The organism is Lysobacter sp. Root690 (assembly GCF_001427785.1).
Classification (GTDB): Bacteria; Pseudomonadota; Gammaproteobacteria; order Xanthomonadales; family Xanthomonadaceae; genus Lysobacter.
On the sequence record NZ_LMHM01000001.1, the window covers coordinates 783,359 to 796,643 of the forward strand.

Consider the following 13,285-nt stretch of genomic DNA (forward strand, 5'->3'; position numbering starts at 1 on the left):
GGCGATCAACCTACGTACGCGTACCACTGGATCACGAAGCTGGTGTCGTTGTAATCCATGTCGCCACCGTCTTCCGTCACGTACAGGGTGCCCCCACCGAATACCTTGTTATTGATGAAGAACTGGACCGGATTGCCCGCCGAGACCAGCGGAACATTCGGCCCGCTGCTGCCGAACTGGACCTGCATCCCCGACGCCATCGTGAACCGGCCGGCGCCGTTCTGCAGGAAGCCGACATTGACGCCGCTTCCCGAGATCGGAAAGCTCGCCTGACTGCCGTCCAGGCAATGGAAACTGATGGGCCGGTTGTTGGCGTCGATGATCTGGACGTATTGCGTGTATTCGGCCTGATGCATCGCCGTGAACGTCACGAGCATGCCGTCGGGGATATAGGCCAGCGATTGAGCGGCCGACCATTGAACGCCTGCCATGATGAAATCTCCTTGTCTTGATTGGCTTCCAGGATTGAGTGAGGCAACGCTGCTGCCTTCACCGACTCCCACGGAGCCGGTGATTCCCGTTGAAACATGCGGGCTTGGTTAGAGACGAGTGCTACGCGCGACGACTTTCCCCAATCGGCGACACAGGGCGATAAGTGACGAAGTAGCCTCAGGGTTCATCGATAGCCTTTCCGTGATTCAACGGAAGCACCGTCGTCTTAGGCTCGAGCATCTGCGTCTTGGCGCATCACCAGCTACTACGCTGTCAGGCGGAAGCTGCGGCCAGGTTTTTTGATCGATGCTTGATTGAGCTCACAAAATTTGGCTGCTATTTCGCGCCAATGGGACTTTGCTAGCAAATGCATTAATATCCAGCCAGTGGGAAGCTCCATGCGCACAATCGCCGGATCGGCGCTGATGCTTCGGAGAAAAGGTCGATTTGCCCTGAAGGCAGGTGAGCACGAGACCGGCCGGCCCGAACTGAGTGTCTACCGGACCATGTCCGCTAGACGCGTCTGTCAGCACATGCACGCCACTAGCCCGGCGACCGAAGCGCGATCGGCCACACGCATCTCGACCAGCACGCTGGCAAGACTCCCGCGCCGACAAAAATTCGAGCCTCAGTCACGATGATTTTGTACGCGATCACAGCGAACGCGAGACTCTATTTCAGAGCAATCGGATGCCCATGTTCGCAGCACGCGATCACGTGCACCTCGGAACATTCACCGGCCACTGGCTCATCGAGAACTTGCCCAACTCGCCAAGGACGGACTCAACACACTCCGGCAGCGCTCATCAACGACGCGATAAAAAAATCGTCACGCAAGAGGAACGGTTCAGCCCGCACGACCTCAAGCGCAAAGGCATCACCGATACGCCCGGCACGGGTGCCGAGAAGAAGGACGCAGCCGGCCTCTCGGAGGCGATGATGAAGACCTACGATTTGAGCCGATTGGCCGTGAAACCTTCCGCAACTTGATGAGTTTTCCGAAGCGCAATTCCGAAGTTTGCAACTCCCCGGCGCTAAGTCATTGAAAACGTGGTGGGCCCACCAGGATTCGAACCTGGAACCAAAGGATTATGAGTCCTCTGCTCTAACCGTTGAGCTATAGGCCCGCGCGAGGCGCGAGCGGGAATTCTAATTGCTTGGCGGGTCTGGCGTAAGCCGCGGTCGGGACGACGGATACGGAAAAGGCCCGGGGTGCGGAAACCCGGGCCTTTCGTGGTGCATCACTCAGTGAGCCGTGGCTCAGTGCCGCAGCGCGGCGACCGGTCGGCGCGTCAATCGGACTCGACGGCCGCGACTATCCAACCCAGAGCCACCACCCTCACCGCCCCACACTCATCGAATACGGCCGCAGTTTCGGATCCGTCGCCCATTCCTTGTTCGGCTGCGCCTGCATCACGAATCGCAGTTCCCCGCCCGCGACGATTTCCTCATGCCGCAGGAAGCTGCGATTCAACGGTTTGCCGTTGAGGGTCGCGCTGCCGATGTAGGTATGCGCCTCGTCCAAGCCGTCGGCGATCACGCTGAAGCGTTTGCCATTGGGCAGGTTGAGGGTGGCGCGCGGCAGGAACGGGCGGCCGATGGCGTATTCGTTGCTCGCCGGGGCGACGGGGTAGAAGCCCAGGGCGGTGAAGACGTACCAGGCCGACATCTGGCCGAGGTCGTCGTTGCCGGCTAGGCCGTCGGGACGCGGGGCGTATTGGGTCGCCATGATCTGCTTCAGCCGCTCCTGGGTGCGCCAGGGTTGGCCGGCGTAGCCGTATAGATACGCGACGTGGTGGCTGGGTTCGTTGCCGTGCGCGTACCAGCCGATCAGGCCGGTGATGTCTTCCATGTGTTCGAAGATTTTCGGATCGACCTTGGCGTCGAACACCTGGTCGAGTTTGTCGACCAGTTTGGTGTCGCCGCCGAGGGCCTGGGTTAGGCCGGCGACGTCCTGCGGTACGTACCACGAGTACTGCCAGGCGTTGCCTTCGGTGTAGTCGCTGCCATAACCGCTGACGGTCGGGTCGAAGGGTTCGCGGAAGCTGCCGTCGCGTTTGCGCGCGCGCATGAATCCGGTCGTCGCGTCGAATGCGTGTTTCCAGTTACCCGCACGCTTGGAGAATTGCGCGGCGATGTCCTTGCGCCCCATATCGGCAGCCACGCGCGAAATCGTCCAATCGTCGAACGCGTACTCCAGGGTCTTCGACGCGGCCTCGCCTTCTTCGTTGATCGGCACGTAGCCCAGCTCCATGTACTGGGCGATCCCGTCGTAGGGGCCGTAACTCGCGCTGGCGACCATCGCATCCAGCGCTTCCTTGGTGTCGTAGCCGCGGATGCCTTTCATGTAGGCGTCGGCGATCACCGGCACCGCGTGGTAGCCGACCATGCACCAGGTTTCCTGGCCGTGGAACGCCCACACCGGCAGGATGCCGTAGGGGCTGTCGCGGCGCGAGGCCAACAGCGAATTGATGAAGTCGTTATTGCGTTGCTCGGGTTGCACCAGGGTCAGCAGCGGATGCAGCGCGCGGTAGGTGTCCCACAGCGAGAAGGTCGAGTGGTAACGAAAGCCTTTCGCCTGATGCACGGCGTTGTCGGGCCCGCGATAACGGCCGTCGCTGTCCATGAACAGACTCGGCCCCATCAGCGTGTGGTACAGCGCGGTGTAGAAGCTCTTGCGCATCGGTTCGGGCGCGTCGGCGTCGATCGCCGACAAGGCCTGGGTCCAGGTCGCGCGCGCCTTGGCGCGCACGGCGTCGAAATCGAAGCCCGGCACTTCGGCTTCGAGGTTCGCGATCGCGTTGTCTTCGCTGACCGGCGAAATCGAAACTTTCACCACCAACTCTTTGCCGGCGGCATCGTTGAAATCGAAGCTGCCGACCAGTTGCCGGCCTTCGATCTGCGCTCGCTTAGTCGGGTCTTTTTCGCCCGGCGGCGGGAAGCCCTTGTAGGCGACATCGGCTTCGGTGTCATGGAATCCGTGGCCGCTGACCGGCCGCGAGAAGCGCATCGCGAAGTACAACTGCCGGCCCGGCGCCCAGCCGCGGGTTTCGCGAAAGCCGGTGACGGTGCCGTCGGCGCGCAGACGCAGGCGCGACCACAGCACCTTACCGGGGTAGTCGTACATGCTCGTGCGCAGGTCGATCAGCACATGCGCGGCCTGCCCTTGCGGGAAGCGGTAGCGATGCACGCCGACGCGCTCGCTCGCGGTCAGTTCGGCGCGGATCTTGTAGTCGTCGAGGGTGACGGCGTAGTAGCCGGGCTGGGCGACTTCGTCGTCGTGGCGGAAGCTCGATCGGTAACCGCTGCGCGCGACCTTGGAATCGCCGCGCTCGAGTTTCACTTCGCCGGCGATCGGCATCAGCAGCACGTCGCCCAGGTCGGAATGGCCGGTGCCGGAAAAATGCGTGTGCGAGAAACCGACGATGCTGCTGTCGCTGTAACGGTAACCGGCGGCCCAGCCGTAGGCGTCCTTGCGCGGCTTGATCTCGGTGTCGGGGCTGAGCTGGATCATGCCGAACGGCACGGTCGCGCCGGGGAAGGTGTGGCCCTCGCCGCCGGTGCCGATGAAGGGGTCGACCGCCTCATAGGCGCGGCGACCGGCCTCGTTCGCGGGCGCGGCGGACACGGCGAAGGCGCAGGCCACCAGCATCGCGGCACTCAGGCTGCGCCAGAAACGACGCGCGCCGGGTGCCATGGCGGTAGGCTGGGGCAATTGGGTCGGCCGGGTCATCCGGAGTACTCCATCTCAGACAGGATCGGGGTGGGGCCGGCCGCCAGGGGATCGGGGCCGGACACTTTTAGATCGTTCTAAATACGGGCAAGCTAACACGGGGCCAGGACGCGTTCATGCTGCATTGCAGAATGCAGGGACGGGCCTCAAGCCGCAGGATGACGGCATTTAGAACGATCCAAAAGCCTTCAGCGCGAGCCCGCCATGATCCGCCACCGCCCTATTCCAGCGAGGTGCCACCGATGAACGACGCGCCCGCCCCCCGAGGCCGGGTCACTCTGGCCGACATCGCCCGGGCCTGTGGCCTGTCGCGCGCGACCGTGTCGCTGGTGCTGCGCGGCAGTCCGCTGGTCCATAGCGAAACCCGGGCCCGGGTCGAGGCCGAGCTCAAGCGCCAAGGCTACGTCTACCACCGCGGCGCGGCCAACCTGCGGCGCAAGGTGTCGACCGGCGTGGCGCTGGTGATCAACGACCTGTCCAACCCGTTCTTCGCCGAATTCGCCGCCGGCGTGGACGAATGGCTGGCCACGGCCGGCTTCGTCACCCTGCTCGGCAGCACCAACGAGTCGGTCGAACGCCAACAGGCGGTGCTGACTTCGCTGATGGAGCACGACCCGGCCGGAATCATCCTGTCGCCGGCCGAAGGCAGCGACGGCGCGCGCGTGCGCGCCCAGGTCGGCGGACGCACGCCGGTGCTGGTGTTCAACCGCGAGCTCGACGCCACCGACTGGGATTTCCTCGCCCTCGACAACACTCACGGCGCGCGTCTGGCCACGCGCCATCTGCTCGAACGCGGCCATCGCCGCATCGCCTTCTTCGGCGGCCATCGCGATTCGTCCTCGTGCCGGCAACGCCGCCAGGGCTATCGCGAGGCGTTGGCCGAAGCCGGCATCGAACCCGAGCCGCAGTGGCTGGTCGAATGCGCGCCCACCCGTCTTGAAGCCGCGCAACAGACCGGCGCGCTGTTCGTGCGCGATCCCGCGCCGACCGCGGCGGTCTGCTACAACGACGCGGTCGCGCTGGGCCTGATGGCCGGGCTGGTCGCACGCGGCCGTCGTCCCGGCGGCGATTTCGCGGTGATCGGATTCGACGATATTCCCGAAGCCTCGGTCGCCTCGCCCACGCTCACCACGATCGCGGTCGATCCGCGCGCGCGCGGCCGCCAGGCCGCCGAACTGATCCTCAAGCGCCTGCGCGAACCCGAGTTGCCGCGCGCCCACACCGTCGCCCCGGTCCGGCTGCAGGCACGCAGCAGCAGCGAGGTGCTTGTTCCGCCGTCCGGAGAGTCCGCATGAGTCGTCGCGACATGTCCTACACCGCCGCGCTGGCGGTGGTGACCATCATCTTCTTCACCTGGGGCGGGCTGACCAGCCTCAACGACGTGCTGATCCCGCATCTGAAGAACGTGTTTCAGATGAACTACACCGAGTCGATGCTGATCCAGTCGACGTTCTTCGGCGCCTACTTCCTGATGTCGCTGCCGGCGAGCAAGGTGGTGGCGATGTACGGCTACAAGAACAGCATCGTGATCGGCCTGATCGTCGCGGCGATCGGCGCGGCGATGTTCTTCCCGGCCGCGCGCCTGCCTTCGTATCCGTTGTTTCTGAGCGCGCTGTTCGTGCTCGCCAGCGGCATCACGCTGCTGCAGGTGTCGGCCAATCCCTACATCAGCCTGCTCGGCGATCCGGCCGGTGCGCCGAGCCGCCTGAATCTCGCGCAGGCGTTGAATTCGCTCGGCACCACAGTATTTCCGTATGTGATCGGGCCGCTGATCCTGGCCGGCGCGGCGCTCAGCGTCGACGAACTGGCGGCCAAGCCGGTCGCCGAGCAGATCGCGTACCGCGCGCACGAAGCGGCCTCGGTGCAGATTCCGTACATGATCATCGCCGCCGGCCTGCTGCTGCTCGCGGTGTTCGTCTACACCATGCGCATCCCCTCGCTCGCCGAAGCCACCGAGAGCGCCGATCCGGTGCATCACAGCTTCGCCGAGGTGCTGGAGCAGAAGCATCTGTTCTATGGCGTGATCGCGATCTTCCTGTACGTCGGCGCGGAAGTGTCGATCGGCAGCTTCCTGATCAACTACATCTCCGCGCCGGAGATCGGCAACATGGATCACGCCACCGCGAGCGAGCATCTGCCGTATTACTGGGGCGGCGCGATGGTCGGCCGCTTCATCGGCGCGGCGCTGCTGCAGCGCTTCGATGCGCGCCGGCTGCTGGCGTTGTTCGCGGTGGTCGCGATGGCCTTGCTCGCGTTGACCATGCTGACCCAGGGCACGGTGTCGATGTGGGCGGTGCTGGCGATCGGCCTGTTCAACTCGATCATGTTCCCGACCATCTTCACCATCGCGATCGAACGGCTGGGGCCGCTGACCAGCAAGGCCTCGAGCCTGCTGATCATGGGCATCGTCGGCGGCGCGCTGATCCCGTTGCTGCAGGGCGTGCTGTCGGATCGCTTCGGCATCCAGCATTCGTTCGTGCTGCCGCTGGCGTGTTACGCCTTCATCGTCTGGTACGGCCTGAGCGGCTCGCGCATTCGCGCCGGCCAGGGCCAACACGCCAACGCCCAGGCTTCCGGAGTGATGCATTGATGTCTGTTGCACCCGTGGTATCCGATTCCGCCGTATCCAACCCATCCTCGTCGCGCGGCGCCGCCATCCTGTGCTTCGGCGAGGCGCTGATCGACTTTCTCGCCCGTCCGTCGTCAATCGCGGGCGAGCCGCGCCACTTCGTCGAATACGCCGGCGGCGCGCCGGCCAATGTCGCGGTCGCGGCGGCGCGCCTCGGCGGCAATGCGCGCTTCGTCGGCATGCTCGGTCAAGACATGTTCGGTGACTTCCTGGCCGAGCAGTTCGAGCACTACGGTGTCGACACCCAGCACGTGGTGCGCACCGCTCAAGCCAAGACCGCGCTGGCGTTCGTCTCGCTCGACGGCCACGGCGAACGCAGCTTCAGTTTCTACCGGCCGCCGGCCGCGGATCTGTTGTTCCGCGATTCGGATTTCAGCGTCGACAGCTTCGTCGATGCGGGCGTGTTCCATGTCTGCTCCAACAGCCTGACCGAGGAAGCGATCGCCGCGGCGACCCTGGCCGGCATGCGCCGCGCGCGCATGGCCGGCGCCTTGGTCAGCATGGACATGAACCTGCGTCCGTCGCTGTGGCCGAGCGATGTCGATCCCGCGCCGCGATTGCTCGCCGCGTTGTTGGAAGCCGACCTGATCAAGCTGTGCCAGAGCGAACTGGATTTCCTCGCCCGCCATCTCGGCGGCGAACGCGCCGCGTTGCAGCGCCTGTGGGTCGGTTACGCGACCTGCGTGCTGATCACCGACGGCGCCACCCCGATCCGCTGGCATACCCGCACGCGTTCGGGCGAAGTGGCGACGTTCAAGGTCGCACCGGCCGACACCACCGGCGCCGGCGACGCTTTCGTCGGCGGCCTGCTGCATCGTCTGGCCGCGTTGAAGGTCGACACGGCGAATTTCACGTCGTTCCTCGAACGCGAGAGCGATTTCGTCGACGCGCTGCGGTACGCCGCGGCGGTCGGCGCGCTCGCCACCACCCGCCATGGCGCGTTCGCGGCGATGCCCAGCGCCGCCGAAGTCGAGCGTCTGATGCAAGAGCAAGCCTGATCCAGGAGCAAGCATGAATCTTCCCGCGACCCCACTGCCCGATTTCCGCAAGGCCGATGTGTTGCGCGCGCATGTCGCCGACACGATGGCGTTCTACGATCCGGTCGCGCTCGATCCGGACGGCGGATTCTTCCATTACTTCCGCGACGACGGCTCGGTCTACGACGCATCGCACCGGCACCTCGTCAGCAGCACTCGCTTCGTTTTCAACTATGCGATGGCGGCGATCGAGTTCGAGCGCGAGGACTACCGCGAACGCGCGCGCCACGGCCTGCGCTATCTGCGCGAGGCGCATCGCAACCCGATCAGCGGCGGCTATGCCTGGACGATCCGCGACGGCGTCGCCGAAGACCGGATGAATCACTGCTACGGCGTGGCGTTCGTGCTGCTCGCCTACTCGACCGCGCTCAAGGCCGGCATCGAGGAAGCGGCGGCGTGGATGGACGAAACCTGGGATCTGCTGGAAGCGCGCTTCTGGGAAACCGACCACGGTTTGTATCGCGACGAAGCCGACGCCGACTGGAACTTCACCGATTACCGCGGCCAGAACGCCAACATGCACATGTGCGAGGCGATGCTGGCCGCGTATGAGGCGAGCGGCAAGACGCGTTATCTCGAACGCGCGCTGACCCTCGCGCAGAACATGACTCAGCGTCAGGCCGCGCAGGCCGACGGGCTGGTGTGGGAACACTACGATCGCGACTGGACCATCGACTGGGACTACCACCGCGACGATCCCAAGCACTTGTTCCGCCCGTGGGGTTTCCAGCCGGGCCATCAGACCGAGTGGGCGAAGCTGCTGCTGATCCTCGACCGTCATCTGTCCGCGCGCGGCGATGCGCCGCGGTGGCTGGTGCCGACCGCGCGGCATCTGTTCGACGTCGCGGTCGCGCGCTCCTGGGACGACGCGCGCGGCGGCCTGTACTACGGGTTCGCGCCCGACGGTTCGGTCTGCGACGACGACAAGTATTTCTGGGTGCAGGCCGAATCGCTGGCGACCGCGGCGCTGCTCGGCGCGCGCACTGGCGACGACTTGTACTGGCAGTGGTACGACAAGCTGTGGGCCTATGCCTGGAACCACATGGTCGATCACCGCTACGGTGCGTGGTATCGAATCCTTGATGCCGACAACCGCAAGTATGACGACGAAAAGAGCCCTGCCGGCAAGACCGACTATCACACGATGGGCGCCTGCTACGAGGTCATGCGCTTGTTGCGTTCGCACGCGGCCTGAGCAGCACGCCACGTCGCAACCGGGCCGGCGCATGCGGGTAACGCCTGAGCGCACGGCGCCGCGGGCGGTCGCGGGCATCGGCTAACCTGCCGGCTTCGCCAGGACAGGATGACCGCATGCGCTCGACCCGCTTCCACATCGCGCATCCGCGCGCGCCTCGTTCGCCGCGGACGTTCGCGCCGCGGCGTTTGTCGTCGCTCGCGCTGGCCTTACTCGCATCGGCCTCGCTCGCAACGGCAGGGATGGCGCCGGTCGCCGCGGCGACCGCGGCCGACACGACAAGCGCATCCGTATCCAAGCCGGCGACAACGACCGCCGCGCCTGCCGCGATCGCCTGGGAACACCGGCTGCGTCCAACCGTGATCAAGGCCGGCGACGCGCAACCTGCGTGGTCGCTGAGCGAACGCATGGCCCACTACCGCGTCCCCGGCGTCGCGGTGGCGATCCTGCGCGACGGCAAGGTCGTGTCCAGCCGCGGCTACGGCGTGCGCGACAGCGTCAGCCGCGAACCGATCGACGCGCAGACCCTGTTTTCCACCGGTTCGGTCAGCAAGGTGGTTACCGCCGCGACGACGTTGCGATTGAGCGCCGCGGGCAAGCTCGACCTGGATCGCAACGTCAACGATTACCTCAAGCAGTGGCAGGTGCCTGCGGATCCGAAGTGGCCCGATGCCCGGATCACGCTGCGCATGCTGATGTCGCACACCGGCGGCTTCAACGTGCACGGCTTTCCCGACCTGCAGCCCGGCGAACCGTTGCCGAGCCTGTTGCAGACCTTGAACGGCCAACCTCCGTCGAAGACCGAAGCGGTGCGGTTGATCCATGCGCCCGGCGCGCAGCAGGATTATTCCGGCGGCGGCGTGACCATCGAACAGGCGGTGATCGAAGCGGTCGACGCGCATGGCCTGGACGCGGTCGCGCGGCGCGAAGTGTTCGAGCCGTTGCACATGCGCCGCAGCGGCTTCATCGCCGAACTGCCGGCGACCACGGCGAACGTGGCCAGGGCTCACGACGAGAAAGGCCAACCGACCGCGTTGCCGCGCGGCTGGGAGTCATTCCCGGAACTGGGCGCGTCGGGACTGTGGACCAACGCCGACGATCTGGCCGCTTTTGTCGCCGCGCTGCTCGGCAGCTATCGCGGCTCAAACGATTTCCTGCCGCGCGCGTTGGCGACGGCGATGATGACCGAGGTCGCGCCGGGCAACTTCGGCCTGGGCCCGCGTCTCAATGGCGTCGGTCGCGGCCGCGTGTTCCATCATGGCGGCGCGAACGATCACTACTACGCCTGGATCGAAGGCCATCTCGACAGCGGCGACGGCTTGGTCGTGCTGACCAATGGCGCGGAAGGCGACCGCTTGATCACCGAGATCCGCAACGCGGTGACCGACGCCGCGCATTGGCCGCTCAACGAACCGGTGCATAGCGTGACGCTCGCCGCGGACGCGGTCGCAAGCGCCGATTATCGCGGCAACTACCGGCTCGACCCGCGCCAACCCATGGACCTGCGCGGTGTGCTCGCCGATATGTTCGATGTCGAATCGCTGGCGATCGGCGGCGACGACGCCGGCGCGATCACGCTGCAGGCGGCCGGTTCCAAGCGCGTGCATCCGCTGCTGCCGCTGACGCCGAACCGCTACGTCGCCCCGGAAATCAGCGTGCCGGCGACGACCTTGCAAGTCGAATTCCACCGCGGCGCCGATGGCCGCGTGCACGCGCTGACCGTGCTGTGCGGCGAATCGCGCGCGCATTACCTGCGCGAGTGAGCGCCGGCTCGCGTGCGTCTCGCAGGCGACCGTCGATCTGAATGAATGCGCGGGTGATGCCTGTCACCGCGCAGCGCTGACGTTAGTGCGCAGCGCCGTCATGGCCCGCCGCCTATGCTGGGCGCTCCCCTCAACGGAGCGCCGCCATGGACATCCAACAGATCGCCAATCGCTATGTCGAGCTGTGCCGCGCCGGCAAGCACGAGCAGATCCAGGACGAGTTGTACGCCGACGATGCGGTCAGCATCGAAGCGCCCGGCAACGAGTCCGGTCCGCTCGGCAATGTCGAAGGCCTCGACGCGATCCGCGCGAAGGGCCGCGCGTTCCAGGCGGACGTGAGCGAACTCCACGACAGCTGGTGCAGCGATCCGGTGATCGGCGGCAGCTGGTTCAGTGTCGCGATGGGCATCGATGCGACCTACAAGAGCAGAGGCCGCATGGCGGTGGCCGAGGTCGCGGTGTATCGGGTGCATGACGGCAAGATCGTGCATGAGCAGTTCTTCTACGGCTGAGTTCGTGGCGCATGCGGCGTAAGCGCATGCACGTGCCGCGATGTTCCCGCGTTGATCGACGGTCGAGTCGCGCGCCTGCCGTAAGCCGCTACGGCAGGCCGCGCGGTCTCAATAGCCCAGCAGCGTCGCCATCACGCCCACCAGCACCATGGCCAGTGGCGCGATGAACAACACCAGCGCCGGCAGCAACGCCACCGCGATCACCAGCGCGAGCACGTTCGACGCCATCGGCCCGCCGGCCCGAATGCGTTGCGCGATCGCCGGGCCTTGCAGCATCGCCGCCAGGCCCGTCATCGCCAGCGGCTGCGTCACCAGCGCGAGCAACAGCAGCGGCATCGGTTCGATCCCGAACCTCCGCGAGCCGACGTACAAGCCGCTCAGCACCACCATCGTCAGCACCGGCCCGAGCAGCAAGACCACCGCCCACGCGGTGCCCCGCTGTTTCTGCGCGGCGTAGTTCAGCGCGATCAGTACCGTGCCGGCGAACACGCTGCCCAGCGCGCTGGCGAGCGCGATCGCGGGCAGGCCGAACAGACCGCGCTCGCCGCCGTCGGCGTCGGGCAGCCGGATGTCCGCTTCGGGTGGTCGGTAGGGGTCGATATCGGTCACGGATCGACCCAGTTCTCGATCCGCATCACAGGCCGCCGCCATCGACGCCCGAGCCCGACAAATAGATTCCGCCTACGACCAGGGCGACGTTCAGCGCCAGCACGATCACAAGGAACAGCAGCGCGATGCCCGCGGCAAGCCAGTTCGAGCGCATCGGCCGGCCCGCTGCGATGCGCTCGGCGATCGCCTTGCCTTGCAGCGAGCGCGCCAAATAGATCAAGCCAAACACCTGCGGGACGATGACTGCGACACGGGGCACCTGCTCGGGCAGCACCATGGATAGCGCCATCAAGGCGAAGAGACTCAACACCGAAAGAACTTTCGCTTTGAGCGCCTGCGCGGGACGACCGAGCGCGGCGTAGTTCATCGCGATCAGCCAACCGCCCGCGAGCACCGACCCCAACACCGTGGCGAGACCGATCGCGTTGATGCGGAACAGCGGAGCACCGACGCGATCTGTAGCGTCTTCGACTACGGATTGCGGTGCCTGATAGGGGTCGCGGTCCATTCGAATTTCCTTGGCCGGTTGCGTATGCGGGGGGATCGGGCGGTATCTATCAAGGGCTCGGCATCAAGGCACAACCGTCGGCCCGGAACAAAACAAGCCCTGTTTCCGCAATGGCCTGTCGGTGCTTTCTTGCGAACTTGGTTCAACGATAGGGATCGATGTCGTGCAAGCGATCATCGTGTTGCACCGCGCGTTCGTCCGCGCTCGGCGTAATCGGTCCGCTCATGTCGCCTCAACCAGACCGACCACGGTGAACATCAGCATCAGGATCAACGGAAACGCGATGGCCAACAGCATGAACGCCATCGCGACCAACAGCGCCAGCCACCACGGCCGCGCCGCCAACCCGGCTGCGGCGCGCGCGCGGATCGCCCTTCCGTGCGCCCAGTCGGCTAGCAGGTACATGATCGCCGGCACGATCACCACGACGGCCAGCGCCACGGTGATCCGATCGTTGCTGTTGGCGTTGACCGCGAAACGGAATCCCTCGAGCGCGGCGAGCGCGAACATCGGCACGGCCACCAACCGCAACAGCCAGGCCGTGGCGTACCGACCCTGCGCCGCGTAGTTCATCGATATCAGCCAGACCCCGGCGAGCGCGCTGCCGACGATGCTGGCGACGGCGATGCTTGCCAAGCCGAACAACGGCGGGCCGGAGTCGGGCGCGCTGACGGTCGTGCCGGCTTCCCGCAGCGGCGGTGGCGGTAACGGCGGCGGTGAACTGGGTGACGCGTCCATGGTCCGGCCTGCTCCAGCGTTGTCCTGCGCCGATCATGCACCGGCGCGACGGCGATGTCGCCATGCGTGCAGTCGCGAGGGCCCAAAACGAAACAGGCCCCGTTTCCGGGGCCTGTTTCTTACACATTT

The 13,285-nt window shown here is 65.7% G+C and carries 12 protein-coding genes and 1 tRNA gene; 7 read left to right on the forward strand and 6 right to left on the reverse strand.

Annotation, left to right across the window (positions count from 1 at the left end):
* Positions 1-5: 5 nt before the first annotated feature.
* The gene (locus ASD86_RS03405; RefSeq protein ID WP_056106798.1) at positions 6-431 is read right to left on the reverse strand and encodes a hypothetical protein; all 426 of its coding nucleotides are present in this window, start codon (positions 429-431) and stop codon (positions 6-8) included.
* A gap of 697 nt (positions 432-1,128) precedes the next feature.
* Here ASD86_RS03405 and ASD86_RS03410 point away from each other — a divergent pair.
* The gene (locus tag ASD86_RS03410; protein WP_157476075.1) at positions 1,129-1,422 is read left to right on the forward strand and encodes a hypothetical protein; all 294 of its coding nucleotides are present in this window, start codon (positions 1,129-1,131) and stop codon (positions 1,420-1,422) included.
* 61 nt (positions 1,423-1,483) lie between these two features.
* Here the strand turns inward: ASD86_RS03410 and ASD86_RS03415 are convergent.
* Positions 1,484-1,559: transfer RNA gene (locus tag ASD86_RS03415), tRNA-Ile, on the reverse strand.
* Positions 1,560-1,771: 212 nt separating this feature from the next.
* Entirely contained in the window at positions 1,772-4,084 is a 2,313-nt protein-coding gene (locus ASD86_RS03420; RefSeq protein ID WP_056107138.1) for a GH92 family glycosyl hydrolase, read from the reverse strand.
* 323 nt (positions 4,085-4,407) lie between these two features.
* On the opposite strand from ASD86_RS03420, the gene ASD86_RS03425 reads away from it, so the two are divergent.
* From ASD86_RS03425 to ASD86_RS03450, 6 genes are all read left to right on the forward strand, one after another.
* Positions 4,408-5,460, forward strand: coding sequence for a LacI family DNA-binding transcriptional regulator (locus ASD86_RS03425; protein ID WP_036105828.1), 1,053 nt, complete (start codon positions 4,408-4,410; stop codon positions 5,458-5,460).
* A complete protein-coding gene (locus ASD86_RS03430; RefSeq protein ID WP_056106802.1) occupies positions 5,457-6,755 on the forward strand; it encodes a sugar MFS transporter in 1,299 nt (432 codons plus the stop codon). The genes ASD86_RS03425 and ASD86_RS03430 overlap by 4 nt, the downstream gene beginning before the upstream one ends.
* Positions 6,755-7,792: a carbohydrate kinase gene (locus ASD86_RS03435; protein WP_082578006.1), complete on the forward strand. Its 1,038-nt coding sequence runs from the start codon at positions 6,755-6,757 to the stop codon at positions 7,790-7,792. Before ASD86_RS03430 ends, ASD86_RS03435 begins: the two co-directional genes overlap by 1 nt.
* Positions 7,793-7,805: 13 nt before the next feature.
* Positions 7,806-9,026 carry an AGE family epimerase/isomerase gene (locus tag ASD86_RS03440; protein WP_056106804.1) on the forward strand — a complete coding sequence of 407 codons (1,221 nt, stop codon included), beginning with the start codon at positions 7,806-7,808 and terminating at the stop codon, positions 9,024-9,026.
* A gap of 116 nt (positions 9,027-9,142) precedes the next feature.
* Positions 9,143-10,789: a serine hydrolase domain-containing protein gene (locus ASD86_RS03445; RefSeq protein ID WP_082578007.1), complete on the forward strand. Its 1,647-nt coding sequence runs from the start codon at positions 9,143-9,145 to the stop codon at positions 10,787-10,789.
* A gap of 146 nt (positions 10,790-10,935) precedes the next feature.
* Complete coding sequence (locus ASD86_RS03450; protein ID WP_056106806.1) at positions 10,936-11,301, forward strand: nuclear transport factor 2 family protein; 366 nt, start codon at positions 10,936-10,938, stop codon at positions 11,299-11,301.
* Positions 11,302-11,409: 108 nt separating this feature from the next.
* Here the strand turns inward: ASD86_RS03450 and ASD86_RS03455 are convergent, their stop codons facing one another.
* The 3 genes from ASD86_RS03455 to ASD86_RS03465 form a co-directional block, all read right to left on the reverse strand.
* Positions 11,410-11,910: a hypothetical protein gene (locus ASD86_RS03455; RefSeq protein ID WP_056106809.1), complete on the reverse strand. Its 501-nt coding sequence runs from the start codon at positions 11,908-11,910 to the stop codon at positions 11,410-11,412.
* 25 nt (positions 11,911-11,935) lie between these two features.
* Complete coding sequence (locus ASD86_RS03460; RefSeq protein ID WP_056106810.1) at positions 11,936-12,418, reverse strand: hypothetical protein; 483 nt, start codon at positions 12,416-12,418, stop codon at positions 11,936-11,938.
* A 222-nt stretch (positions 12,419-12,640) separates the two neighbouring features.
* Positions 12,641-13,156, reverse strand: a complete 516-nt coding sequence (locus ASD86_RS03465; RefSeq protein ID WP_056106812.1) for a hypothetical protein — start codon at positions 13,154-13,156, stop codon at positions 12,641-12,643.
* Between the last annotated feature and the right edge of the window lie 129 nt (positions 13,157-13,285).

Bases quoted from the DNA above. Each gene is read 5' to 3' on its own strand.
- ASD86_RS03405 (WP_056106798.1), bottom strand. From the start codon at position 431: ATGGCAGGCGTTCAATGGTCGGCCGCTCAATCGCTGGCCTATATCCCC.
- ASD86_RS03410 (WP_157476075.1), top strand. From the start codon at position 1,129: ATGTTCGCAGCACGCGATCACGTGCACCTCGGAACATTCACCGGCCAC.
- ASD86_RS03420 (WP_056107138.1), bottom strand. From the start codon at position 4,084: ATGCTGGTGGCCTGCGCCTTCGCCGTGTCCGCCGCGCCCGCGAACGAG.
- ASD86_RS03425 (WP_036105828.1), top strand. From the start codon at position 4,408: ATGAACGACGCGCCCGCCCCCCGAGGCCGGGTCACTCTGGCCGACATC.
- ASD86_RS03430 (WP_056106802.1), top strand. From the start codon at position 5,457: ATGAGTCGTCGCGACATGTCCTACACCGCCGCGCTGGCGGTGGTGACC.
- ASD86_RS03435 (WP_082578006.1), top strand. From the start codon at position 6,755: ATGTCTGTTGCACCCGTGGTATCCGATTCCGCCGTATCCAACCCATCC.
- ASD86_RS03440 (WP_056106804.1), top strand. From the start codon at position 7,806: ATGAATCTTCCCGCGACCCCACTGCCCGATTTCCGCAAGGCCGATGTG.
- ASD86_RS03445 (WP_082578007.1), top strand. From the start codon at position 9,143: ATGCGCTCGACCCGCTTCCACATCGCGCATCCGCGCGCGCCTCGTTCG.
- ASD86_RS03450 (WP_056106806.1), top strand. From the start codon at position 10,936: ATGGACATCCAACAGATCGCCAATCGCTATGTCGAGCTGTGCCGCGCC.
- ASD86_RS03460 (WP_056106810.1), bottom strand. From the start codon at position 12,418: ATGGACCGCGACCCCTATCAGGCACCGCAATCCGTAGTCGAAGACGCT.
- ASD86_RS03465 (WP_056106812.1), bottom strand. From the start codon at position 13,156: ATGGACGCGTCACCCAGTTCACCGCCGCCGTTACCGCCACCGCCGCTG.